Source organism: gamma proteobacterium symbiont of Scutellera amethystina (genome assembly GCF_059730845.1).
The window spans coordinates 4056219-4080623 of sequence record NZ_AP035935.1 but is presented as its reverse complement, the minus strand read 5'-3'; the positions used below and the strand labels follow the sequence as shown (position 1 = coordinate 4080623).

18 protein-coding genes are annotated in these 24405 nt (G+C 58.3%); 13 read left to right on the top strand and 5 right to left on the bottom strand.

The window, feature by feature from the left end:
* The first annotated feature begins 183 nt into the window (after window positions 1–183).
* From hmsP to AC6I79_RS19270, 3 genes are all read left to right on the top strand, one after another.
* Entirely contained in the window at window positions 184–2196 is a 2013-nt protein-coding gene (hmsP, locus tag AC6I79_RS19280) for a biofilm formation regulator HmsP (RefSeq protein WP_262264955.1), read from the top strand.
* 232 nt (window positions 2197–2428) lie between these two features.
* On the top strand, window positions 2429–3709 hold the full coding sequence (locus tag AC6I79_RS19275) for a dicarboxylate/amino acid:cation symporter (protein ID WP_031279619.1): 1281 nt from the start codon (window positions 2429–2431) through the stop codon (window positions 3707–3709).
* Window positions 3710–3951: 242 nt separating this feature from the next.
* Window positions 3952–5466, top strand: coding sequence for a M16 family metallopeptidase (locus tag AC6I79_RS19270; protein WP_058771050.1), 1515 nt, complete (start codon window positions 3952–3954; stop codon window positions 5464–5466).
* Window positions 5467–5600: 134 nt separating this feature from the next.
* On the opposite strand, the gene AC6I79_RS19265 is transcribed toward AC6I79_RS19270, so the two are convergent.
* Window positions 5601–6473 (bottom strand): alpha/beta hydrolase, encoded by an 873-nt coding sequence (locus AC6I79_RS19265; RefSeq protein WP_058758092.1) that lies wholly within the window; start codon window positions 6471–6473, stop codon window positions 5601–5603.
* Window positions 6474–6869: 396 nt separating this feature from the next.
* Window positions 6870–7808, bottom strand: coding sequence for a 2-dehydro-3-deoxygluconokinase (kdgK, locus tag AC6I79_RS19260; RefSeq protein ID WP_222951412.1), 939 nt, complete (start codon window positions 7806–7808; stop codon window positions 6870–6872).
* A 283-nt stretch (window positions 7809–8091) separates the two neighbouring features.
* On the opposite strand from kdgK, the gene pdeH reads away from it, so the two are divergent.
* Window positions 8092–8865 (top strand): cyclic-guanylate-specific phosphodiesterase, encoded by a 774-nt coding sequence (gene pdeH, locus AC6I79_RS19255; protein ID WP_498027480.1) that lies wholly within the window; start codon window positions 8092–8094, stop codon window positions 8863–8865.
* Between the two features lie 61 nt (window positions 8866–8926).
* Window positions 8927–10987 (top strand): AsmA family protein, encoded by a 2061-nt coding sequence (locus AC6I79_RS19250; RefSeq protein ID WP_058775505.1) that lies wholly within the window; start codon window positions 8927–8929, stop codon window positions 10985–10987.
* On the opposite strand, the gene ppiC is transcribed toward AC6I79_RS19250, so the two are convergent.
* The gene (gene ppiC, locus AC6I79_RS19245; RefSeq protein WP_058758095.1) at window positions 10988–11269 is read right to left on the bottom strand and encodes a peptidylprolyl isomerase PpiC; all 282 of its coding nucleotides are present in this window, start codon (window positions 11267–11269) and stop codon (window positions 10988–10990) included.
* Between the two features lie 200 nt (window positions 11270–11469).
* On the opposite strand from ppiC, the gene rep reads away from it, so the two are divergent.
* Window positions 11470–13491 (top strand): DNA helicase Rep, encoded by a 2022-nt coding sequence (gene rep, locus AC6I79_RS19240; protein WP_021506994.1) that lies wholly within the window; start codon window positions 11470–11472, stop codon window positions 13489–13491.
* Window positions 13492–13632: 141 nt separating this feature from the next.
* Here rep and ppx read toward each other — a convergent pair whose 3' ends face one another.
* Window positions 13633–15117 (bottom strand): exopolyphosphatase, encoded by a 1485-nt coding sequence (gene ppx / locus AC6I79_RS19235; RefSeq protein ID WP_031279616.1) that lies wholly within the window; start codon window positions 15115–15117, stop codon window positions 13633–13635.
* A 6-nt stretch (window positions 15118–15123) separates the two neighbouring features.
* Window positions 15124–16419 carry an ATP-dependent RNA helicase RhlB gene (rhlB, locus tag AC6I79_RS19230; protein ID WP_031279615.1) on the bottom strand — a complete coding sequence of 432 codons (1296 nt, stop codon included), beginning with the start codon at window positions 16417–16419 and terminating at the stop codon, window positions 15124–15126.
* Window positions 16420–16535: 116 nt separating this feature from the next.
* Between rhlB and trxA the strand changes: the two genes are divergently transcribed.
* The 7 genes from trxA to rffG all read left to right on the top strand — a co-directional run bounded on the left by trxA (window position 16536) and on the right by rffG (window position 24388).
* On the top strand, window positions 16536–16868 hold the full coding sequence (trxA, locus tag AC6I79_RS19225; protein WP_021313352.1) for a thioredoxin TrxA: 333 nt from the start codon (window positions 16536–16538) through the stop codon (window positions 16866–16868).
* A gap of 346 nt (window positions 16869–17214) precedes the next feature.
* Window positions 17215–18474 carry a transcription termination factor Rho gene (rho, locus tag AC6I79_RS19220; protein ID WP_021506991.1) on the top strand — a complete coding sequence of 420 codons (1260 nt, stop codon included), beginning with the start codon at window positions 17215–17217 and terminating at the stop codon, window positions 18472–18474.
* Between the two features lie 280 nt (window positions 18475–18754).
* The gene (gene wecA, locus AC6I79_RS19215; protein ID WP_021506990.1) at window positions 18755–19831 is read left to right on the top strand and encodes a UDP-N-acetylglucosamine--undecaprenyl-phosphate N-acetylglucosaminephosphotransferase; all 1077 of its coding nucleotides are present in this window, start codon (window positions 18755–18757) and stop codon (window positions 19829–19831) included.
* A 37-nt stretch (window positions 19832–19868) separates the two neighbouring features.
* Complete coding sequence (gene wzzE, locus AC6I79_RS19210; protein WP_058771054.1) at window positions 19869–20918, top strand: ECA polysaccharide chain length modulation protein; 1050 nt, start codon at window positions 19869–19871, stop codon at window positions 20916–20918.
* Window positions 20919–20928: 10 nt separating this feature from the next.
* Window positions 20929–22053: a non-hydrolyzing UDP-N-acetylglucosamine 2-epimerase gene (gene wecB / locus AC6I79_RS19205; RefSeq protein WP_058771055.1), complete on the top strand. Its 1125-nt coding sequence runs from the start codon at window positions 20929–20931 to the stop codon at window positions 22051–22053.
* 2 nt (window positions 22054–22055) lie between these two features.
* On the top strand, window positions 22056–23315 hold the full coding sequence (gene wecC / locus AC6I79_RS19200; RefSeq protein WP_498027479.1) for a UDP-N-acetyl-D-mannosamine dehydrogenase: 1260 nt from the start codon (window positions 22056–22058) through the stop codon (window positions 23313–23315).
* Window positions 23312–24388 carry a dTDP-glucose 4,6-dehydratase gene (rffG, locus tag AC6I79_RS19195; protein WP_159378058.1) on the top strand — a complete coding sequence of 359 codons (1077 nt, stop codon included), beginning with the start codon at window positions 23312–23314 and terminating at the stop codon, window positions 24386–24388. The genes wecC and rffG overlap by 4 nt, the downstream gene beginning before the upstream one ends.
* The last annotated feature ends 17 nt before the right edge of the window (window positions 24389–24405 follow it).

Sequence of the window (24405 nt, the reverse complement as noted above, 5' to 3'; positions counted from 1 at the left end):
GGGCTGGCGCGCACCGTTTTGTCTCTGCGCCGCTAATGGCTGACAAAATGCTGAAACCGCGCGCAAAGCGGGGCAGTTGCGTGATTTTCGCCTTTATCCCGGCGCAAAAAAATGCTGACCTGGGATATACTTGCTGCGCATTCCGGCAACTGTCACGGCCCCCGGCGGCCAGGAGAGGTTTTGTTGCGCGTCAGTCGTTCGTTAACGATAAAGCAGATGGCCACCGTGTCCGCCGTGGCGCTGGTCACCATCTGTATTTTTATCGTCATCCAGTTATTCCATTTTGTGCAGCAGCGCAGGGTGGATTACGCCCAGCAGATGGAGAACGTCGCGCATACCGTGCGTCAGCCGCTGTCCGAAGCGGTGCTCAAAGCCGATATCCCGCAGGCCGAACGCATTCTGAATACCCTTAAGCCGGCGGGCATTCTGTCGCGCGCCGATGTGGTGCTGCCGAACGCCTTCCAGGCGCTGCACGCCGACTTCGCGCCGGAGAAACCGGTGCCGCGCTTTGTCGCCCGGCTGTTCGAACTGCCGGTGCAGATTACGCTGCCGCTCTATTCGGTCGAGCGCAGCGGGCTGCCGAAGCCGATTGCCTATCTGGTGCTGCAGGCTGATTCGTCGCGCGTTTATCAGTTCCTGCTCAGCACGCTATCCACCATGATCACCACCTATCTGCTGCTGGCGCTGATTCTGTCCGTGGCGATCAGCTGGTGTATCAACCGGCTGATCGTGCATCCGCTGCGTAATATTTCGCGTGAGCTGCAGGAGCTGCCGCCGCCCGCCATTCTCACTCATAAGCTGGCGCTGCCGCACAATCATCGCGACGATGAGATCGGCATGCTGATTCGCAGCTACAACCGCAATCAGCAGGTGCTGGAGTCGATTCACGATGAGATGAGCCGGCTGACCACCCATTTCGCGGTGACCGATTTGCCCAACCGCGCGCTGTTTCTGGCGCTGCTTGATCAGCACATCCGCCATCGCCACAGCCAGCAGCCGTGGGGGCTGATGGTGATCCGCATCGAAACCCTGCAGGAAGCCAATGGCGTCCTGAGCGATGAGCAGCGCGATACGCTGATGCTGACGCTGGTGGAAAAAATCCGCAGCACCATTGATGACCATACGCTGCTGGCACAGACCGGACCGAGCGACTTTGCGCTATTGATGAAGCGTGCGCACAACCCGTTTCGCGCCATGCGGCTGGCGCGCAACCTGATGCTACGCATCAATCAGCCGGTGAACCTGTATCAGCTGCAGCTGCGCCCCAACGCCAGCATTGGCCTGGCGCTGCATGATGACAACAGCGTGTCCGCTGGCGAACAGCTGGCGCGTGCCACGTCGGCGATGATGTCGGCGCGCCATCAGGGTAAAAACCAGATTCTGTTCTTTGACCCGGCGCTGACCGAGCGGGCGCAGAAGCGCTTAACCCAGGAGCACGACATCCTGCAGGGTCTGCAGGATGGCCAGTTTGCGCTCTATCTGCAGCCGCAAATCAATATGGCCACCGGCGAGCTGGCCGGCGCAGAAGCGCTGCTGCGCATGCGAATGCCGGACGGCAGCTATGGTTTATCTGAAGAGTTCATCGCCAGTGCCGAAGAGATTGGCGTCATCTCCGCGCTCGGCCGCTGGGTATTTGAAGAGGCGTGCCGCATTATCGCTGGCTGGCAGCGCCACGGCATCAATCTTCCGCTTAGCGTGAATATCTCCGCAGTACAGCTGCGCGATGCCAGCGTGGTGAGCCATCTGCAGGGGCTACTGGAGCGCCATCGCATTGCGCCGGGTAACTTCGTGCTGGAGATCACCGAAACCGCGCAGATTGGCGATGCTGAACAGGCGATGGCGCTGCTGCGCTCGCTGCAGCAAACCGGGGTGGCGGTCGCGCTGGATGATTTCGGCATGGGCTACTCCAACCTCAACTACCTGCATCAGTTCAAAGCGCTGCCGGTTAATAAGCTAAAAATGGATCGCAGTTTTGTCGCCGCGCTGCCGGATGATGACACCATGGTGCGCATCGTGGCGGCGATTGCCGATATCATCCACCTCGACGTGATAGCCGAAGGCGTCGAAACTGCCGAGCAGCGCGACTGGCTGCTGGCGCGCGGAATTACCATTGGGCAGGGCTACTTATATGCTGAAGCCCTGCCGTTATCGGTGTTTAACCAGCGCTGGCTGGCCAGCTCGTCACCGTCTGAATAATCACCTTATTTATTGATTTTCCTTGCAGAATTGCACCGTTATGGGGTGCTGAAGCGTTTCAGTTCATAGTTAGAGTTTTGTAACTTTTGTAAGGAATGTAAGGGTATACTAATCCTGTTAACAGAGTGTTATTTTCCTCGCCATCGGTAAGGTCATACGCTTCCAGGCGGCTTGCCGCATGCGTTTCTCCATAACAATGGCGGTGAATGCCGTCTATACCTGGACACCTGTTATGAAACTGTTCAAAAGCCTCTACTTTCAGGTGCTGGTTGCCATCGGCATCGGCGTCCTGTTAGGCCACTACTACCCTGAGTTAGGCGCGCAAATGAAGCCGCTTGGCGATGGCTTCGTTAAGCTGATCAAGATGATCATCGCCCCCGTGATTTTCTGTACGGTGGTGACCGGTATTGCCGGCATGGAGAGCATGAAAGCAGTTGGACGGACCGGCGCAGTAGCGCTGCTCTATTTCGAAATTGTCAGCACCATCGCGCTGATTATCGGTCTGGTGGTGGTCAACGTGATCCAGCCGGGCGCGGGAATGAACGTCGATCCGGCGACGCTGGATGCCAAAGCGGTTGCGGTCTACGCGCAGCAGGCTGAGCAGCAGGGCGTGATTGCCTTCCTGCTGGACGTGATCCCGAACAGCGTGGTCGGTGCCTTCGCCAGCGGTAACATCCTGCAGGTGCTGCTGTTCGCTATCCTGTTCGGCTTTGCGCTGCATCGCCTCGGTAACGCCGGCACCGTGATGTTCAACGTCATCGAGAGCTTCTCGAAGGTGATTTTTGGCGTGATCAACATGATCATGCGTCTGGCGCCGATTGGTGCGTTCGGCGCCATGGCGTTCACCATCGGTAAATATGGCGTCGGATCGCTGGTGCAGCTCGGTCAGCTGATTATCTGCTTCTACATCACCTGCGTACTGTTCGTGGTGATTGTGCTGGGCATTATTGCCCGCTGGGCCGGCTTCAACATCTTTAAGTTTGTTGCCTACATCAAAGAAGAGCTGCTGATTGTACTGGGTACATCTTCTTCCGAGTCGGCGCTGCCGCGCATGCTGGATAAGATGGAGAAGCTGGGCTGTAAGAAATCGGTGGTCGGGCTGGTGATTCCAACTGGCTACTCGTTCAACCTCGATGGCACGTCGATTTACCTGACCATGGCGGCGGTGTTTATCGCTCAGGCGACCAACGCCCACATGGATGTCTTCCACCAGATCACGCTGTTAGTGGTGCTGCTGCTCTCCTCCAAAGGCGCGGCAGGGGTGACCGGCAGTGGCTTTATCGTGCTGGCGGCAACGCTGTCGGCGGTGGGACATCTGCCGGTGGCCGGTCTGGCGCTGATTCTCGGCATTGACCGCTTCATGTCGGAAGCCCGTGCGCTCACCAACCTGGTGGGTAACGGTGTGGCGACTGTGGTGGTGGCGAAGTGGGTCGGCCAGCTCGATGAAGCGCAGATGAAAGCGACGCTTTCTTCAGCGAAAAAGGTCAATAACGCTTCACAGACCAGCGCGTAACCCTCTATTTGCGTTAATTTGTCGTGAAATGCCCGCTGTCGCTTGCCCTGACAGCGGGCATTTGCATAATAACCCCATTGATTTTTTTCCCGATTTTTTTCCTCGTCGCGCGACATCCTGGCCTTCCTGTGGTCAAAGAGTCTGTCGTTGAATAAACGTGGCGGCAGCCTGCCGCCGTGGTTCGCTGAAAAGCGGCCGCCTATGGCGCGCACGAGCGTTTATCTGTTTGAGTAGGGGTTCACATGCAGGGCACCAGAATTCGGCTTTTGGTTGGCGGATGGCTGCTTGCGGCATCTGGCTTCGGCGTCCACGCCGAAACACTTCAGCCTGATCCCGCCTGGCAGGAAGGCAAACTGGACAATGGTTTCAGCTGGCAGCTGCTGACCACACCACAACGTCCGAGCGATCGCATCGAGCTGCGCCTGATAGTTAATACCGGTTCGCTGGTGGAAAGCGCCCAGCAAACAGGGTTCAGCCATCTTTTACCGCGTCTGGCGATGGTGCATAACACCGCGCTGGATACCAATCAGCAGCGCGCACTGTGGCAACAGGCGATGGATCCGCAGCGACCGCTGCCGCCGGCCATCTCGTCTTATGATTTCACCCAATACAATCTCAGCCTGCCGAACAACCGGCCGGAGCTGCTGAAAGAGGCGCTCAGCTGGCTGGCGGCCACCGCCGGTAAAATGACCATCAATGAGCAGGTGGTGTCGACCGCACTGACCGCCACCGATCCCATCGCGACCTGGCCGCCCAATACGCAGGATGTGTGGTGGCGCTATCGCCTGAAAGGGTCGACCATGCTGGCGCATGATCCGGGCGAACAGCCGCGTGCGCCGGTGGATATCGCGCAGCTTAATGCGTTTTACCAGCAGTGGTACACGCCGGACGGCATGACGCTGTACGTGGTGGGCAACGTGGATAGCCGCAGCATGGCGGAGCAGATCAACAAAGCGTTCTCGCCACTGCAAGGCAAACGGGTGGCACCCGCGGCGCTGCCCACGCTGTCGCCGCTGCCGCATCAGCCAATCAACCTGGTTAACGGCGGCATGATGCAGGATCGCCTGTCGCTGGTGTGGGATACGCCATGGCAGCCAATCCGCGACTCGCAGAATCTGCAGCGCTACTGGCAGAGCGATCTGGCGCGCGAAGCGCTGTTCTGGCACGTCCAGCGCGCGCTGGCCGACAGCAAAGCGCAAAACGTGCAGGTTGGCTTCGACTGTCGCGTGCTGTATCAGCGTGCGCAGTGCGCCATTAACATGGATTCGCCTAACGCGTCGCTGGCGCAGAACCTGAACCAGGTGGCGCGTGAACTGGCCACCGTGCGTGACAAAGGTCTGCCGCAGGAGGAGTTTGATGCGCTGATGGCGCAAAAGCTGCTGGAACTGAACAAACTGTTTGCCACCTACGCGCGCACCGACACCGATATTCTGATGGGGCAACGTCTGCGCTCGCAGCAGAATTCCGTGGTGGATATCGCGCCGGAGCAGTACCAGAAACTGCGTCAGGCGTTTCTCAGTGAGTTAACGCGCGACCAGCTCAACCAGGAGTTGCGCCAGCAGTTAACGCAGGAGCTGACCATGGTGCTGATTCAGCCGCAGGGCGAGCCCGAAACCAACGTCAGGATGCTGCAGGACAGCTGGGACAAGGTGATGAAGGTTCCGGATGCGCCCGCCGCCGCCGCTACCCCGGATGAGGCTAAACCCGAAAATAATGGCAGCGCGAGCGCGACCGATCCGGCTCAACCCTCGTCATGACACAGGGCGCATGAATCCCCGCAATAAGGTGCGCTGCAGCAAGGCGGCACGGGTGTTCATCCTCAGGAGCTTACGTAAGCGACCGGGATGAACGCGCGCCGCCAGCGGCGCTGCGGTTCAACGTAGCAGGGGCATCAGGTCTTTGCGCGCAGCCATTCGGTCACCAGCATCGGCCAGCTGGCCAGCGGCAGATCCGCCACGCCACGAATCCCAAAGCCGTGGCCGCCTTTCTGATAAAAGTGAATTTCCGCCGGCACCTTGTGCTCACGCAGGGCACTAAAAAACACCATGCTGTTATTAACGGAAACCGTCTCATCGTCAGCGGCGTGGATCAGCAGCGTCGGCGGCGTCTGGCCGTGCACGCGCGTCTCCAGCGAATAAGCATCAATGCTTTTCTGATCCGGCCACGCGCCCAGCAGGCGGGTGCGTGAACTTTCATGCGCCAGACCGTCGCGCATGCTGATGACCGGATAGAGCAGCACCATCGCATCAGGCCGCGGTGACAGGCTGTCGGCCTGATCCTGCAGCGGATAGATTTTTTCGCCAAAGCGGGTGCCAAGGCTGGCGGCCACGTGCCCGCCGGCGGAAAAGCCCATCATCACGATGTACTTACCGTTCAGGCCGCGCTGTGAGCGCTCGCGCAGCACGCGCACCGCACGCTGGGCATCGGCCAGCGGCGCATCCGGTCCTTCATGATGGCCGTCGTACGGCAGGCGATAGGTCATTACCGCCAGGGTGTAACCCATCGAGGTGAAAAAGGTGGCGAGGGCGCTGCCTTCGCGGTCGATCAGTACGCGCTGATACCCGCCGCCCGGTGCCACCAGCAGGGTGATACCGTTTGAGGTTTCCGGATGCCAGATCGCCATCTCCGGACAGCGCACGCCGGTGGCGGCGCGGTCGTAAGGTTCGAACTCTCTGGCCAAATCGACGATCTGCGGCTGAGCGCGCGAGTCACTCGCGCCTGGCGCGTCGCCGTGCGGCCAGATATTGATAATTTCTGTGTGCATAAATCTGTCCTGAGCGAGTCATGTTGTCGTTATTGTGTTCGCGGTCGACCTGACAGCTTCCTGCTGTGGTTGATTAAAACATGGTCTTTTTTCGCGCGATCGTCCAGCCGAAAACCGCCGGCGTCGCCAGTTTCGGACTATGCCTGGCGGTCGGGTTTATCATCGTAATGCATTGAATTTAAATCAGTCTGATTAGCGGCATTTAAGTGGTGAGCGTCAGGCAGAGAGGAGGCTGGATGGGATGCGTCATTAATAAAAATTGCCCGGCGAATCTGCGTCATTAAGCCAAATTTTCGCGGTGATATTTTTCAGCGTAATAATCAATTTGCCGTCAGGGCAGAGGGAAAATTGTCGCGACGCGCAGCAGGCAGCGCGGCGCGACAATCGTGTGCGGTGTTAAACGGTTTTTGGCATCGCGCTGGGCGGAATAATCGCGCCGCGATGCTGGATCACCGTACTGGCGGTGAGATGGCCGCGCGCTGCGGCCTGCTCCACGCTGCCACCCGCGAGGCGCACCGCCAGATAACCGGCGCTGAAGGAGTCACCTGCGGCGGTGGTATCGACAATCTGCGCCGGAGCCAGTTTGATGGCCGCAACATCCCGCAGCGGATCGTCGCCGCGCGCCACCAGGCAGGAGTCGGCACCACGTTTAATCACAATCTCCTGCACGCCGGCGGTGCGCGTGCGCGCAATCACGTCCGCCAGCGGCTGTTCGCCCCACAGCAGGTGTTCATCATCCAGCGTCAGGAAGGCGATATCGGTGTGGCGTAGCATCGCCGCATACGCCTGCTGCGCACTGGCGCTATCCGCCCACAGACGCGGCCGGTAGTTGTTGTCAAAAATCACGGTGCCACCGTTTTGCCGGCAGGCACTGAGCAGCGCCATCAGCTTTTCGCGGCTGGCCTGAGGTAGGATCGCCAGGCTGATGCCGCTCAGGTAGAGATAGTCGTAATGCGCCAGCTGCTGACAGATGGCCCCGGCCTGCGGGCTATCCAGCCAGAAGCGCGCGGCAGCATCGCTGCGCCAGTACCAAAAGGTGCGCTCGCCGTGGGCATCGGTTTCGATGAAGTAAAGCCCGGGCATTTTGTCCGGCAGGCGCTGCACCAGCTGCGTGTGCACCTGCTCCTGCTGCCAGGCCGCGATCATCTGGTCGCTGAAGCTGTCGGTGCCCAGCGCGGTGACATACTCCACACGCAGCTGGCTGGGATCGCTCTGCCGTGCCAGATAGACCGCGGTATTCAGCGTATCGCCGCCAAAGCCGCGTTTGATGTTCTCACCTTTTTCGGACAGCTCAATCATGCATTCGCCAATAATGGCGATGGTTTTCTGCGTCATGGTGTTTGGCCTGTAGTGAATGCTGCGCTCTAGTCTCGCGTCTGGTATGGCAGTCGTCAATGCTTTTTAAAACGCTGTTTTAATTTGCCTTAAGGCGTAAAACCGCGCTTCTGCACCGATTTAGCGGCCAAACCGGGGGTTGTTTTGCCGATTAAGCCGCAGACACGCTGCTAGACTCAACAGCTCGTGTGGCTGCGCAGACCAATAAAGTTATCCAGGGGAGAGCCGATACTTGCCACTGAGATGCTATTTGCAGGCACTCAATACCAACCAGGAAAACACCATGGTGATGAAGAATTTGAGTCATCGGCTGCCTTTTTCTCCCGAACTTGAGCAACAACAGGAAACCCGTCTCTACTGGCAGCAGTGCCAACGGTGCTACACTTTCCAGCCGATTTACCAGGTTTCTGGCCGCTTACTGGCTATTGAACTGCTTACCGCCGTGGTGCATCCCGCCGCACCTGAGCAAAACGTGTCACCCGAAGACTATTTCGAGGCGCTGACCATTACCCAGCGTCTCGACATCGTCCAGGAGCAGCTTGAACTGTTATTACAGTGGGCTTCCTTCTTCAGCCAGCGTCAGCTGGTGGCCTCCGTCAATATTGATGGACCCACGTTACTGGCCATTCAGCAGCATGCGCCCGTGCGCGCGCTGATCGTTCAACTGCCGTGGGTGCGCTTCGAACTGACCGAGCACCACGCGCTGCCGCAGGAAGAGATGGTGGCGCAGATGCCGGAGCTGGGCCCGCTGTGGCTGGATGACTTTGGGTCCGGCATGGCCAACTTCTCCGCGCTGACCGAACTGCGCTACGACTACATCAAGCTTTCGCGCGAGCTGTTTATGCTGTTGCGCGCCAGTGATGAGGGCCGCTCGCTGTTCTCCATGCTGCTGGCGCTGATCAATCGTTACTGTAACGGCGTGATCGTCGAAGGGGTGGAAAACGAGGAGGAGTGGCAGCAGGTACGCAACTCGCCCGCCCTGGCCGCACAGGGCTATTATTTTTCACGTCCGCTGCCGTTTAACCAGCTGGAAAACCTGGTACTTGAGCTTCCGTAATTCCGTTCTGCCGCGTCTCGACTATCTTTAAGGAGACGTGGAAGGGCAAGGAGGAGGCAAAATGTCGCGTACAGGAAAAATAATTAGCTGGGTGGTCGGGATTTTATTGTTGCTGGTTGTGGTGGTCGTGGTGATTATCGCCACCTTTGACTGGAACCGCCTGAAGCCAACCATCAACCAGAAAGTCTCGGCAGAACTGAACCGACCGTTCGCTATTCGCGGCGATCTTGGTGTGGCCTGGGTGCGCAATCGCGAAGAGCCAGGCTGGCGCAGCTGGGTGCCGTGGCCGCAGGTGCACGCTGACGATGTCATGCTCGGTAATCCGCCCAGCGTGCCGGAAGTGACAATGGTGCATTTGCAGCGGGTGGAAGCCACGCTGGCGCCGCTGGCGCTGCTGCACAAAGAGATTTACCTGCCGTGGATTAAGATGCAGCAGCCGGATGCGCGACTGGTGCAGACCGCCGATAAGAAAAATAACTGGACCTTCAACCTCGCCAGCAGCGAAAACAGCGACCCCAACGCGCCGCCTTCGGCATGGTCATTCCGCCTTGATAATATCCTGTTCGATCAGGGACAGCTGCGCTATCGCGACGCCATCAACAAAGCCGATGTCACGGTGAAGATCAATCCGCTGGGCAAACCGGTGCCGTACGCGCAGGTCGCGGGCGGTAACGACCAGCAAAAAGGGGCCGGCGATTTTGTGTTTGGCTGGCAGGCAAGCGGGACCTACAACAACCAGAAACTCGATGGTGACGGTAAGATTGGCGGTATGTTGTCGCTGCGCAGCAAAACCACGCCGTTCCCGTTGCAGCTCGACGTACGCAATGGCACCACACGTGTGCGCGTGGATGGCACCCTGCAGGATCCGCTCAATCTCGGCGGGCTGGATGTGCGGCTGCGCTTCTCCGGTGACACGCTGGCAAATCTGTACGGCTTAACCGGCGTGCTGCTGCCGGACACGCCACCGTATGAAACTGACGGCCACTTGATTGCGCGTTTCAATGAAGAGAAAGGGCCGCTGTTCCGCTACGAAAAATTCAACGGTCATATTGGTGACAGCGATATCCACGGTTCGCTCAGCTACCGTCAGGGTAAACCGCGTCCGACGCTGAGCGGCGAGCTGACATCGAACCAGCTGCGTATGGCGGACCTTGGGCCGCTGATTGGGGTTAACTCCGGCAAGGGCAGTGAAAAAACGGCGCAGGCCAAAGCGCAGCGCGGTGAGGCCAGCACCCAGCCGGCGGATCGCGTGTTGCCACATGACAAGTTCGATACCAAAAACTGGGATGTGATGGACGCTGACGTGAAGTTCAGCGGCAAGCGTATCGAGCACAGCAGCAAGCTGCCGCTCAGCGATCTCTATACCCATCTGCAGCTGAAAAATGGCGACCTGCTGCTGGATCCGCTGCGCTTCGGCATGGCCGGCGGCAGCATTAATTCGACCATCCATCTGGAGGGCGATCGCTCACCGATGCGCGGCCGCGCCGACCTGCATGCGCGCAAGCTGCAACTGCGTCAGCTGTTCCCGGATGTCACCGCCATGCAGCGTAGTCTCGGCCAGCTCAACGGGGATGCCAGCCTGACCGGCACCGGCAATTCGGTGGCCGACCTGCTGGGCACCAGCAACGGTGAGCTGAAACTGTTGATGAACGATGGCCTGATCAGCCGCAGCCTGATGGAAATCGCCGGGCTGAACGTCGGTAACTATGTGGTGGGTAAACTGTTTGGCGACGATGAGGTGCGCATCAACTGTGCCGCGACCGACCTGAATATTAGACAGGGACTGGCGACGCCGCGGCTGTTCGTGTTCGATACCGAGAACGCGGTGATCAACGTTACCGGCAACGCTAACTTTGCTAATGAGCGACTGGATCTGTCGATCAATCCGGAGAGCAAGGGCATTCGTATCATTACGCTGCGTTCGCCGCTGTATGTGCGCGGCACCTTCAAAAATCCGGATGCCGGAGTCAAAGCCGGTCCGCTGCTGGCGCGCGGTGCCGCAGCCGTCGCGCTGGGGGCGGTGGTCGCGCCGGCGGCCGCACTGCTGGCGCTGATTTCACCGAGCGACACCGATGACAATCAGTGCAGCAACGTACTCCAGCAGATGAAAAGCAAAAAGTGATCAGTTACGCCACAGCACTTTGATGATGTGGTAGCCAAAAGCGGTTTTCACCGGTCCGTAAGGTTGCAGCAGCGGGCAGGTGAACACCGCTTTATCAAACGCCGGCACCATCTGCCCTTTGCGAAACTCCCCCAGATCGCCCCCGTTACGCCCGGACGGGCAGGTCGAGTGTTTTTTTGCCAGTTGCTGAAAGTTCGCGCCTTTTTCCAGCTGCGCCAGCAGCGCTTTCGCCTGCGCTTCCTGTTTCACCAGGATATGTAAAGCCGCCGCGGTTTTCGCCATGATGGTGTTCCCGTTATGTATAATGTGCGACGCATTATATCCCCGTCATACTTCAAATTGCAGATGCGTTGGCTGCGTGTGTTCGCTCCGGTCACTTACTATTGTAAGCTCCCGGAGACTCACCCACTTGCCGCCTTCCTGCAATTCGAACTATTTAGGGGATCGTCCCTGTTAAACGAATTGTTGAGTGAAATTACGTTATGCGTCTTAATCCCGGCCAACAACGTGCTGTCGAATTTGTCACCGGTCCCTGTCTGGTGCTGGCCGGTGCGGGTTCCGGTAAAACCCGCGTGATTACCAATAAAATCGCCCATCTGATCCGTGAATGCGGCTATCAGGCGCGCCATATCGCGGCGGTGACCTTCACCAACAAGGCGTCGCGCGAGATGAAAGAACGTGTGGCGCAAACGCTGGGACGCAAAGAGGCGCGCGGCCTGATGATCTCAACCTTCCACACCCTGGGCCTGGAGATCATCAAGCGCGAATACAAGGCGCTGGGCATGAAATCGACCTTCTCGCTGTTCGACGATCAGGATCAGCTGGCGCTGCTTAAGGACCTGACCAAACAGTGGCTGGAAGAAGATAAGACCCTGTTGCAGCAGCTGATTTCCACCATCTCCAACTGGAAAAACGACCTCGTTGATCCGCAGGGCGCGGCCGGCCTCGCCAAATCACAGCGCGACCAGATTTTTGCCCATTGCTACGCGCTGTACGATCAGCATCTGAAAGCCTGTAACGTGCTGGATTTCGACGATCTGATTCTGCTGCCGACCCTGCTGCTGCAGCGGAATCAGGAGGTGCGCGAACGCTGGCAACAGCGCATCCGCTATCTGCTGGTGGATGAGTATCAGGACACCAACACCAGCCAGTATGAGCTGGTGAAGTTGCTGGTCGGTGCCCGGGCGCGCTTTACCGTGGTCGGCGATGACGATCAGTCTATCTACTCGTGGCGCGGCGCGCGGCCGCAGAACCTGGTGCTGCTGAAAGAGGATTTTCCGGCGCTGGAAGTGGTGAAGCTGGAGCAGAACTACCGCTCGACGCAGCGTATTCTTAAATGCGCCAATATCCTCATCGCCAACAATCCGCACGTGTTTGAAAAGCGGCTGTTCTCTGAGCTGGGCGAGGGCAGCGAGCTGAAAGTGCTGAGCGCCAACAACGAAGATCACGAAGCCGAGCGCGTGGCGGGCGAGCTGATTGCCCATCACTTTATTAATAAAACCCAGTACAAAGATTACGCGATTCTTTATCGCGGTAACCATCAGTCGCGCGTGTTTGAAAAGCTGCTGATGCAGAACCGTATTCCTTATCGCATCTCCGGCGGCACGTCGTTTTTCTCGCGGCCGGAAATCAAGGACTTGCTGGCCTATCTGCGCGTGCTGACCAATCCGGAAGATGACAGCGCGTTTCTGCGCATCGTGAACACGCCACGCCGCGAGATCGGCCCCGCGACGCTGCAGAAGCTGGGTGAGTGGGCCAATCTGCGCAACAAAAGCCTGTTTAACGCCAGCTTTGATATGGGGCTGGAACAGACGCTTTCCGGGCGCGGGCTGGAGCATCTGCAGCGCTTTACCCACTGGCTGAATGACATCGTTCAGCTCACCGAGCGTGAACCGGTGAATGCGGTGCGCGACCTGATTCGCGGCATCGACTACGAAAGCTGGCTGTTCGAAACCTCGCCCAGCCCGAAAGCGGCGGAAATGCGCATGAAGAACGTCAATACGCTGTTTCAGTGGATGACCGAAATGCTGGAGGGCGACGAACTTAACGAGCCGATGACGCTGGCGCAGGTGGTGACGCGTTTTACCCTGCGCGACATGATGGAGCGCGGCGAGAGCGACGAAGAGCTCGATCAGGTCCAGCTGATGACGCTGCACGCCTCGAAAGGCCTGGAGTTCCCCTATGTCTATCTGGTGGGCATGGAAGAGGGGCTGCTGCCGCATCAGAGCAGTATCGATGAGAACAATATCGAAGAGGAGCGTCGCCTGGCCTACGTGGGCATCACCCGCGCGCAGAAAGAGCTGACTTTTACCCTGTGCCGCGAGCGCCGTCAGTACGGCGAGCTGGTGCGTCCGGAACCAAGCCGCTTCCTGCTGGAACTGCCGCAGGATGATGTGGCGTGGGAGCGTGAGAAAAAGGTGATCAGCGCTGAAGAGCGGGTGAAAACCGGGCAAACGCGCGTCGCCGGCTTACGTGCGATGCTGGAGAATGCGAAGAAGGGGTAATGGTTTCGTCACAGCCGCAAGCCTGGCCTGTGGCGAAATCTGTTGCGCGCGCCGCAGAGGCAAAGCGCCCGGCAAAGCGAAGTTTACTCGCGTAAAAGCGCAGTTGCCGGGAGCTTTTCAACGCAGCAGCAGCAGGTTCGATCAGGAAATCGTCAGCAGCCAGTGCACATACGACTGGTAATGGCTCTCCTGCTCCAGCAGCTCGGCGCGCAGCGGATGCGCAGCCAGCCAGCCTGCCGGCAGCGTCAGATGCAGCGCATCATCATCCGCCTGCAGACGCACCGCTGGCAGCGTGTCGTCGCGCCGCCGGCTGGAGAAGATGATTGCCAGCCGCAGCAGACGGCTCAGCCGCTCCGCCATGCGCGGCGGCACGGCGTTTTGCTGCGTCAGCAGCGCCAGATCAATGCTGCCGCTCTGGTTCTGCAGCAGGCAGGCCAGCATTTTTTTCTGCGCGGGGGTGAAACCAGGAAGATCGAGATGGCGAATCAGATACGCGGCGTGCTGCGGTGCCTGGCGGAAATCGACGCTCAGGCCAATTTCGTGGATTGAACAGGCGCTGAGGAGTAAATCGCGACATCGCTGATCCAGCTTCCAGCTGCTGCTCACCTGACGGAAAAAGCTCTCTGCCAGCTGGCGCACGCGGCCCGCCTGCTCAACATCAATGGCGAAACGACGCTGAACGTTCTGCAGCGTGCGGCTGCGAATATCGCGGTCAATCGGCAGATGCAGCATGCCGTACACCAGCCCTTCGCGCAGTGCGCCGCCGGCCAGCGTCATGCTCTCAATGCTCAGCTCGTGGAAAATGGCGATCAGAATCGACAGGCCGCTGGGAAACACCAGCGCACGCTCCAGCGTCAGCCCTTCAATCTCCAGCTCCTCCAGCTTGCCGCACTGGATGGCACGCTGCTTAAGCTGCTGCAGTTTGCTCAGGGTGATGCGCTCATCCATGCCCTGCGCCACCATGATCTCCTGCAGCGCCTGAACGGTGCCGGACGCGCCCACGCAAATCTGCCAGCCTTTCTCTCGCAGTGCCGGCGCAATCGGACGAATCATTTCACGTGCGGCCTGTTCGGCCTGGGCAAAGTTCTCTTTGGCGAGATGACGATCGCTGAAGAAGCGCTCCAGCCAGGTCACACAGCCCATCGACAGGCTAAACAGCGTCGTGGCGTGCGCACCTTCGCCGGTCACCAGCTCGGTGCTGCCGCCGCCGATATCGACCACCAGCCGCTGGTCAGAGCCGCCGGTTGTGTGCGCAACACCCTGATAGATCAGGCGCGCTTCTTCCTCACCGCTGATGACGTTCACCGCGCAGCCGAGAATCTGTTCCGCCTGAGTCAGGAAATCCTGCGCGTTGCTGGCAATGCGCAGCGTGGCGGTTGCCACCACGCGGATTTGTTCCGGGGGAATGTCCTGCAACTGCTCGGAGAACAGACGCAGGCACTGCCAGCCGCGCTGCATCGCCTCAGCCGAGAGATGGTTGGCCGCATCAAGACCTGCCGCCAGACGCACCTTGCGTTTAATTCGCGCGACGGTCTGAATACTGCCGGACACTTCGCGCACCACCAACATATGAAAGCTGTTAGAACCTAAATCAATCGCAGCATAAAGTGACGATGCGCTTAGCATGTGTGCTTAACCCGAACGTTTACGGTTGTTGTTGCGCGGGGCACCGCCGCGACGGTTGCTGTTGTTGCCACCGCGACGTGGACCGTTGCCCGAGCGGTTACGCTGCAGGCGTTTCGGTGGCGGCAGGTCGCTCAGCAGGGCGTCGCTGTTGTACTTGCTCACCGGAATACCGTGACCGATGTACTCTTCAATCGCCGGCAGGTTGAGCGCGTACTCTTCACAGGCCAGGCTGATGGAGTGACCGCTGGCGCCAGCACGACCGGTACGGCCAATGCGGTGCACGTAATCTTCGCGATCGTCCGGCAGGTCGTAGTTGAAGACGTGCGTAACTGCCGGGATGTGCAGGCCGCGCGCGGCGACGTCGGTGGCAACGAGGATATCCACATCACCTTTGGTGAAGTCGTCCAGAATGCGCAGGCGTTTTTTCTGCGCCACGTCGCCGGTCAGCAGGCCTACGCGGTGACCATCGGCAGCCAGGTGGCCCCAGATATCTTCACAGCGGTGCTTGGTGTTGGCGAAGACGATGGCGCGATCCGGCCACTCTTCTTCCAGCAGGGTTTGCAGCAGACGCATCTTCTCTTCGTTCGAAGGGTAGAACAGCTCTTCTTTAATACGATGGCCGGTTTTCTGCTCGGGCTCAACTTCAACGTATTCGGCGTTGTTCATGTGCTCGAACGCCAGTTCACGTACGCGATAAGAAAGCGTGGCCGAGAACAGCATACTCAGGCGCTGGGTGGCCGGCGGCATGCGGCGGAACAGCCAGCGAATGTCTTTAATGAAGCCGAGATCGAACATGCGATCCGCTTCATCCAGTACCACGACCTGAATGGCGCCGAGGTTGATGTGATTTTGTTTGGCGTAGTCAATCAGGCGTCCGGTGGTGCCCACCAGAATATCGACGCCGTCTGCCAGCACTTTCAGTTGCTTGTCATAGCCGTCGCCGCCATAGGCCAGGCCCAGCTTCAGACCGGTGGCCTGCGCCAGCGGCTCGGCATCGGCATGAATCTGCACCGCAAGCTCACGCGTCGGTGCCATGATCAGCGCGCGTGGCTGATTAACCTGGCGGCCTTCAGCAGCAGGATGAGAAAGAAGATAATGAAACGTTGACGTCAGGAACGCCATCGTTTTGCCGGTACCGGTTTGCGCCTGACCCGCGACATCACGCCCTGAAAGCGCAAAAGGCAACGCGAGCGCCTGAATCGGCGTGCAGTTATGAAAGCCTTTCTTATCAAGGGCTTCCACTACCTGTGGGTGCAGGGCGAAGTCGGAAAACTTCTGTTCTGTTAAGTGTGTTTTGCTCATAGTGTGGTAGAATATCAGCTTACTATCGCTTTACGAAAGCGTATCCGATGAAATAAAGTCAACCTACGTTGGTATATTTTACGCCAATTCGCCAGGCATAATCTTTGGAGTTAAACATGAGCAGCGATAAAATCGTTCACCTGACCGATGACAGTTTCGACACTGACGTGCTGAAAGCCGACGGTGTGACGCTGGTAGATTTCTGGGCTGAATGGTGTGGTCCTTGCAAAATGATCGCCCCGATTCTCGACGAAGTCGCAGAAGAGTACGACGGTAAGCTTACCATCGCCAAGCTGAACATTGATGAAAACCCAGGTACTGCGCCAAAATACGGTATTCGCGGTATCCCGACCCTGCTGCTGTTCAAGAACGGCGAAGTGGCGGCGACCAAAGTGGGTGCGCTGTCTAAAGGTCAGCTGAAAGAGTTCCTGAACGCTAACCTGGCCTAAGCCCGGCGCGGTGTTTGTTCGGCAGTGGTGAATTTTTTCGCCACTGCTGGACGTCTCCCTTCAGGCGTGTTAAGTTGACCTCACTGCATTACGCACTTACCTTGTAGTTTGCATCTAAAGTTTTCCCTTGTCAGACCCAGCTCGCATTGAACGTTTTCGTGGTTTGGCAATCTGACGGCTAGCACATTCGGCATCACCTTTCGACCGTCTCCTCGCTTCCTATCGCCACATCTGACGATAACCGTCGAGCAGCGTTGAAAAAGAGCCATTAACAGGCATGGAATTTTTGCCATACCATTCACGACAAACATTTCGAGAATTACCCCGAGTTTAAGAACCCATCACTATGAATCTTACCGAATTAAAGAATACGCCGGTTTCTGAGCTGATTACTCTCGGCGAAAATATGGGGCTGGAAAACCTGGCGCGTATGCGCAAACAGGACATTATTTTCGCCATCCTGAAACAACACGCGAAGAGCGGCGAAGACATCTTCGGTGATGGTGTGCTGGAGATACTGCAGGATGGATTTGGTTTCCTCCGCTCCGGAGACAGCTCCTACCTCGCCGGTCCCGATGATATCTACGTTTCTCCCAGCCAAATCCGCCGCTTCAACCTCCGCACTGGTGACACCATTTCTGGCAAAATCCGCCCACCGAAAGAAGGTGAACGCTATTTTGCGCTGCTGAAAGTTAACGAAGTTAACTATGACAAGCCAGAAAACGCCCGTAGCAAGATTCTGTTTGAAAACCTGACGCCGCTGCACGCGAACAACCGTCTGCGCATGGAGCGTGGTAACGGTTCGACCGAAGACCTGACGGCGCGCGTGCTGGATCTGGCATCGCCAATCGGTCGTGGTCAGCGTGGTCTGATCGTCGCACCGCCGAAAGCCGGTAAAACCATGCTGCTGCAGAACATCGCGCAGAGCATCGCGTACAACTATCCTGACTGCGTGCTGATGGTGCTGCTGATTGACGAGCGTCCGGAAGAAGTAACCGAAATGCAGCGTCTGGTGAAAGGCGAAGTTATCGCGTCTACCTTTGACGAACCGGCCTCGCGTCACGTGCAGGTTGCAGAGATGGTGATCGAGAAGGCTAAGCGCCTGGTCGAGCACAAAAAAGACGTTATCATCCTGCTGGACTCCATCACCCGTCTGGCGCGCGCCTACAACACCGTAGTGCCGGCGTCGGGTAAAGTCCTGACCGGTGGTGTTGACGCCAACGCCCTGCATCGTCCGAAGCGTTTCTTCGGTGCGGCACGTAACGTGGAAGAGGGCGGCAGCCTGACCATCATCGCCACCGCGCTGGTTGATACCGGTTCGAAGATGGACGAAGTGATTTACGAAGAGTTTAAAGGTACAGGTAACATGGAACTGCACCTGTCACGTAAAATCGCTGAGAAGCGCGTGTTCCCGGCTATCGATTACAACCGTTCCGGTACGCGTAAAGAAGAGCTGCTCACCTCTCAGGAAGAGCTGCAGAAGATGTGGATCCTGCGCAAAATCATCCATCCGATGGGTGAAATCGACGCGATGGAGTTCCTCATCAATAAACTGGCAATGACCAAAACCAACGACGAATTCTTCGATATGATGAAACGCTCGTAATCTGTTGCCGCCGGTAACGGCCTGAGCCAGCCGGCTAACGGCACAAATTGCCAGGATTTATGACTAACGCCACGTCTTAACGTGGCGTTTTTCATTTGTGGGCATTAGGATTATGCCTGTCAGGAAGCAGACATATTGACTGAGGCAGCAAAGCGGCGGTTTTTTCAGCAAACGCACGCGCTGCGACAGAATTCAGACCAGGGATATACAGCAATGGCGGGAAAATTGCTTATTGTTGTCCATGATTTTAGCTGAGAGCGTTAACGTGAATTTACTCACTATGAGTACTGAGCTTGGTTTAGTTTTTCTTTTTTCTTTAGCGTTCCTGTTTTTTGCTCGTAAAGCGGCTAAAAAAATTGGGCTTGTGGACACGCCGAATTCCAGAAAACGACACCATGGCGCCATTCCGTTAGTCGGCGGTATCTCCGTGTATGCGGGGATTTGCTTCGCCTTTGCCATCTCAAATTATTACCTGCCGCACGCCGTATTGTACCTCTTCTGCGCCGGGGTACTGGTGCTGGTCGGCGCGCTCGATGACCGCTTTGATATCAGCGTCAAAATCCGTGCCGTGGTTCAGGCGGCGATTGCCATCGTGATGATGGTCGGGGCAAAACTCTATTTACTGAGCCTGGGGTTTATCATTGGTCCGGTCGAGCTAATCGTCGGGCCTTTCGGCTATGTGCTGACGCTGTTCGCGGTATGGGCAGCGATCAATGCTTTCAATATGGTGGACGGTATTGATGGTCTACTGGGTGGCTTATCCTGCGTCACCTTCGCCGCGATGGGCATCATCCTCTATTTTGACGGACAGACCAGCCTGGCGATGTGGTGCTTCGCGATGATCGCCGCCACCATTCCCTACATTCTGCTTAATCTCGGCTTTTTAGGCCGGCGTTATAAAGTCTTTATGGGTGATGCCGGCAGTACCATGATCGGCTTCACCATCATCTGGATTCTGCTGGAAACGACGCAGGGCCTCAGCCATCCCATCACGCCAGTTACCGCCCTGTGGCTGATTGCTATTCCGCTGATGGACATGGTGGCGATCATGTATCGTCGCCTGCGCAAGGGCATGAGCCCGTTCTCGGCCGATCGTCAGCATATCCATCATCTGATCATGCGGGCCGGTTTTACCTCCCGCCAGGCCTTTTTATTGATTACCGTGGCCGCCGCGCTGCTGGCCGGGATCGGCGTGCTGGGCGAATATCTGGCATTTATTCCTGAGTGGGTCATGCTGGCGCTGTTCCTCGCTGCTTTCCTCCTTTACGGTTATTGCCTGAAACATGCATGGCGCGTCGCGCGCAAAATCCGTCGTATCAAACGTCGCTGGCAAAGCAGCGGCGAAGAGAAAAAATAATTACCCAGATAAGTACCCGGATAAGGACACTTTTGTTATGACCTCTGTCGTTGTGGAGAACGAACTGGATGTACGCGGCCTCGGCTGCACGCTGTGGCGCGGCAAAGGCTGGATTATTGGCCTGGCGCTGCTGTTTGCGCTGCTGGCGTGGCTGGCTTCCATGTTAATGAAGCAATCCTGGAGCGCCACGGCGGTGACCGATCGGCCGACGGTGAATATGCTGGGCGCATTCTTTGTGCAGCAGCAGTTCCTCAATAATCTGGATGTGCGCAACGAGACCGTCAGCCTGAATACGCCAGCGCCGACGGTGATGGATGAGGTCTATCAGGAGTTCACCATGCAGCTGGCGTCGTGGGATACGCGTCGCGATTTCTGGCTGCAGACTGATTACTATAAGAGCCGCAAAAGCGGTAATGCGCATAATGATGCCGCGCTGCTCGACGATCTGATCACCAACATTCAGTTCACCCCGGCTGATACCACTCACAATACGCTGGATAACATTAAGCTGATCGCGGAGACCGCCGGCGACGCCAACAATCTGCTGCGGCAGTACATTGCCTATGCCAGCGAACGCGCCGCGCGCCATCTCAACGATGAGCTCAAAGGTGCGTGGCAGGCGCGCAGCGTGCAGCTGCAGGCGCAGGTCAGTCGTCAGCAGGAAGTGGCACAGGCAGTGTTTGATCGCCGTCGCCAGCGCATCGAGCAGGCGCTGAAAGTGGCCAGCCAGCAGGGCATTAAAGAGAACCGCGCGCCGGTCAGCGGTGAAGCGCTGCCGGATAGCGATCGCTTCCTGCTGGGGCAGCAGATGCTGCAGGCGCAGCTGGATACCCTGCAAGCCAGCGGACCTGCTTACGATTTAAGCTATGATCAAAACAGGGCGATGCTCAACACACTGCAGGCCGGGCCGCGCCTGGATAAACCGTTCCAGACCTACCGTTACCTGCGCACGCCGGAAGAGCCGGTCAGCCGCGATAGCCCACGTCGCCTGTTTATGATGGTGATGTGGGGCGCGATCGGTGCGCTGGTGGGTGCCGGCGTAGCGCTGGTGCGTCGTCCGCGTGCAACATTCGCCAACCGTCACTAAGAGAATCCGCGTGAAAGTTCTGACTGTATTTGGCACGCGCCCTGAAGCGATCAAAATGGCTCCGCTGGTGCAGGCACTGGCGCAGGATGCTGCCTTCGAATCGCGCCTGTGCGTGACGGCACAGCATCGTGAAATGCTTGACCAGGTCCTGCGCCTGTTCCGGCTGCAGCCCGACTATGACCTCAATATTATGCGGCCCGAACAGGGGCTGACCGAGATCACCAGCCGCATTTTGCAGGGTATGAAGACCGTGCTGGCAGACTTCCAGCCGGATGTCGTGCTGGTGCACGGCGATACCACCACCACTTTTGCCGCCAGCCTGGCCGCGTTTTACCACCAGATTCCGGTGGGCCACGTTGAGGCGGGTCTGCGGACCGGTAACCTGATGTCGCCGTGGCCGGAGGAGGCCAACCGCACCCTGACCGGTCATCTCGCCAGCTATCACTTCACGCCGACAGAAAATTCGCGGCAAAACCTGCTGCGCGAAAATCTGCCCGATGCGCGCATTTTCGTCACCGGCAATACGGTGATCGATGCGCTGCTGTGGGTACGCGATCGCGTGCTGGATGATGCCGATCTCAATGCCCGCCTGGCGGCACGTTACCCGTTCCTTGAGGCCGGTAAAAAGCTGATTCTGGTTACCGGCCATCGGCGCGAAAGCTTTGGTGAAGGCTTTGAACGCATCTGCAGCGCGCTGGCGCAGCTGGCGCGTCAGCATCCGCAGCTGCAAATTGTCTATCCGGTGCACCTCAACCCTAACGTCAGCGAGCCGGTGAACCGAATTCTGAGCGGTATCAACAATATCATTCTGATTGAGCCGCAGGAGTACCTGCCGTTTGTCTGGCTGATGAATCGCGCCTGGCTGATTCTTACCGATTCCGGTGGCATCCAGGAAGAGGCGCCGTCGCTGGGCAAACCGGTGCTGGTGATGCGCGAAACCACCGAGCGGCCGGAAGCGGTCGCGGCCGGTACGGTGAAGCTGGTCGGCACCGACGTGGATAAAATTGTTGCTGAAGTCAGCCTGCTATTGCAGGACGACGAGGCGTGGCAGGCGATGAGCCGCGCGCACAATCCGTATGGCGACGGCCATGCCTGCGCGCGCATCCTGCAGGCACTTAAACAACACAGAGTTTAACTATGCGTTTTTCAACCATTTCCGTTATCGGACTGGGCTACATTGGGCTGCCGACGGCAGCCGTTTTTGCTTCGCACGGGAAACAGGTCATCGGCGTGGATATCAATGCGCGCGCGGTGGAAACCATTAATCGCGGCGAAATTCATATCGTCGAGCCTGAGCTGGGCGACGTAGTACGTGCAGCGGTGCACAACGGCAACCTGCGCGCCACCACCCAGCCTGCAGCTGCCGACGCCTTTCTGATTGCCGTGCCGACGCCGTTTGTCGGCGATCATCAGCCGGATCTCAGCTACGTACAGGCGGCTGCGCTGTCGATTGCGCCGGTGCTGAAGGCCGGCGATCTGGTGATCCTCGAATCAACCTCGCCGGTGGGCGCTACTGAACAGATGGCGCAATGGCTGGCGGCGGCGCGCCCGGATCTGCGCTTCCCGCAGCATGGCGAGCAGCCTGACGTGTTTATCGCTTACTGCCCGGAGCGCGTGCTGCCGGGGAAAGTGATGGTCGAGCTGCTGGAAAATGACCGGGTGATTGGCGGCATGACGCCGGCCTGTTCGGCGCGCGCCAGCGAGCTGTATCGCATTTTCCTGCGCGGCGAGTGTGTGGAAACTAACGCGCGCACCGCAGAGATGTGCAAGCTGACGGAAAACAGTTTCCGCGATGTGAACATCGCCTTTGCCAACGAACTGTCGCTGATCTGCGCCGAACAGGGGATCAACGTGTGGGAACTGATTGCGCTGGCGAACCGCCATCCGCGCGTCAATATCCTGCAGCCGGGACCGGGCGTTGGCGGCCACTGCATTGCGGTCGACCCGTGGTTTATCGTGGCGCAAAACCCGCAGCAGGCACGGCTGATCCGGACCGCGCGTGAGGTTAACGATGCCAAGCCGGGCTGGGTGCTGGATCAGGTTAAACAGGCGCTGGCCGAGTGCCTGACGGCCAGCGGCAAGCGTGCCACGGACGTGACCATCGCCTGCTTCGGTCTGGCATTTAAACCTAATATCGATGACCTGCGTGAAAGCCCGGCGATGTCGGTGGCGCAGCGTATTGCGGGCTGGCACAGCGGCCGCACCTGGGTGGTCGAGCCGCATGTGGCGGATATTCCGCCGCAGCTCGCCGAACGCGCTACGCTGGTGTCGCTGGCTGATGCCCTGCAACACGCCGACATTCTGGTGATGCTGGTCGATCATGCGCAGTTCCGCGCCGTCACCCCTGAACAGGTGACGCAGTCGTGGATTGTGGATACCAAAGGAGTCTGGCGATGAAACAGTTTTTAGTCACCGGCGGCGCCGGTTTTATTGGCTCCGCGCTGGTGCGCTTCCTGATTGCCAATACCGACCACCGGGTGGTGGTGGTGGATAAGCTGAGCTATGCCGGCAATCTGGCGTCGCTGGCACCGGTCGAGCAGGATGCGCGCTTTGCTTTTGAGCAGGTCGATATCTGCGACCGCGCCGCGCTGGATCGCGTGCTGGCGCAGTACCAGCCGGACTGCATCATGCATCTGGCGGCAGAGAGTCACGTGGACCGCTCGATTGACGGGCCAATCGCCTTTATCGAAACCAACATTGTCGGCACCTACCAGCTGCTGGAGGCGACGCGCCATTACTGGAACGGCATGACGGATGAGCGCAAGAAGGGCTTCATCCTGCACCACATCTCCACTGACGAGGTGTTTGGCGATCTGCACGGCACGGAAGATTTCTTTACCGAAACCACGCCGTACGCCCCGAGCAGCCCTTATTCGGCGACCAAAGCCAGCAGCGACCATCTGGTGCGCGCGTGGCTGCGCACCTACGGACTGCCAGTGGTGGTCACCAACTGTTCCAACAACTACGGGCCTTACCATTTCCCGGAAAAACTGATTCCCCTCACCATTATCAATGCGCTGGCCGGTAAGCCGCTGCCGGTATACGGCAACGGCAGCCAGATTCGTGACTGGCTGTATGTGGAAGATCACGCCCGCGCGCTGTATACCGTGGTCAGCAGCGGCAAAGTGGGCGAGACCTACAACATTGGCGGCCACAACGAGCGGCGCAATATTGAGGTGGTGGAGACGCTGTGTGATTTGCTGGATGAGCTGGCACCGCAACAGCGCGCTGCCGGGCTGAGCAGCTACCGGGAACTGATCACCTTTGTCCACGATCGTCCCGGCCACGACCTGCGCTATGCCATTGATGCCAGTAAAATTGCCCGTGAACTGGGCTGGACGCCGCAGGAAACATTCGACAGCGGCATCCGCAAAACCGTGCAGTGGTATCTGGCCAATCCGCAGTGGTGGCAGGCGATTCTCAACGGCAGTTATCGCGGCGAGCGTCTGGGCTTAGCCACCCCGTTTTAAGCGCGCATGCAGGAGGA

What these genes read in the sequence shown, in the direction of transcription:
- AC6I79_RS19275 (WP_031279619.1), top strand. Translation starts at nt 2,429, where the DNA reads ATGAAACTGTTCAAAAGCCTCTACTTTCAGGTGCTGGTTGCCATCGGC.
- AC6I79_RS19270 (WP_058771050.1), top strand. Translation starts at nt 3,952, where the DNA reads ATGCAGGGCACCAGAATTCGGCTTTTGGTTGGCGGATGGCTGCTTGCG.
- AC6I79_RS19265 (WP_058758092.1), bottom strand. Translation starts at nt 6,473, where the DNA reads ATGCACACAGAAATTATCAATATCTGGCCGCACGGCGACGCGCCAGGC.
- kdgK (WP_222951412.1), bottom strand. Translation starts at nt 7,808, where the DNA reads ATGACGCAGAAAACCATCGCCATTATTGGCGAATGCATGATTGAGCTG.
- pdeH (WP_498027480.1), top strand. Translation starts at nt 8,092, where the DNA reads ATGGTGATGAAGAATTTGAGTCATCGGCTGCCTTTTTCTCCCGAACTT.
- AC6I79_RS19250 (WP_058775505.1), top strand. Translation starts at nt 8,927, where the DNA reads ATGTCGCGTACAGGAAAAATAATTAGCTGGGTGGTCGGGATTTTATTG.
- ppiC (WP_058758095.1), bottom strand. Translation starts at nt 11,269, where the DNA reads ATGGCGAAAACCGCGGCGGCTTTACATATCCTGGTGAAACAGGAAGCG.
- rep (WP_021506994.1), top strand. Translation starts at nt 11,470, where the DNA reads ATGCGTCTTAATCCCGGCCAACAACGTGCTGTCGAATTTGTCACCGGT.
- ppx (WP_031279616.1), bottom strand. Translation starts at nt 15,117, where the DNA reads ATGCTAAGCGCATCGTCACTTTATGCTGCGATTGATTTAGGTTCTAAC.
- rhlB (WP_031279615.1), bottom strand. Translation starts at nt 16,419, where the DNA reads ATGAGCAAAACACACTTAACAGAACAGAAGTTTTCCGACTTCGCCCTG.
- trxA (WP_021313352.1), top strand. Translation starts at nt 16,536, where the DNA reads ATGAGCAGCGATAAAATCGTTCACCTGACCGATGACAGTTTCGACACT.
- rho (WP_021506991.1), top strand. Translation starts at nt 17,215, where the DNA reads ATGAATCTTACCGAATTAAAGAATACGCCGGTTTCTGAGCTGATTACT.
- wecA (WP_021506990.1), top strand. Translation starts at nt 18,755, where the DNA reads ATGAGTACTGAGCTTGGTTTAGTTTTTCTTTTTTCTTTAGCGTTCCTG.
- wzzE (WP_058771054.1), top strand. Translation starts at nt 19,869, where the DNA reads ATGACCTCTGTCGTTGTGGAGAACGAACTGGATGTACGCGGCCTCGGC.
- wecC (WP_498027479.1), top strand. Translation starts at nt 22,056, where the DNA reads ATGCGTTTTTCAACCATTTCCGTTATCGGACTGGGCTACATTGGGCTG.
- rffG (WP_159378058.1), top strand. Translation starts at nt 23,312, where the DNA reads ATGAAACAGTTTTTAGTCACCGGCGGCGCCGGTTTTATTGGCTCCGCG.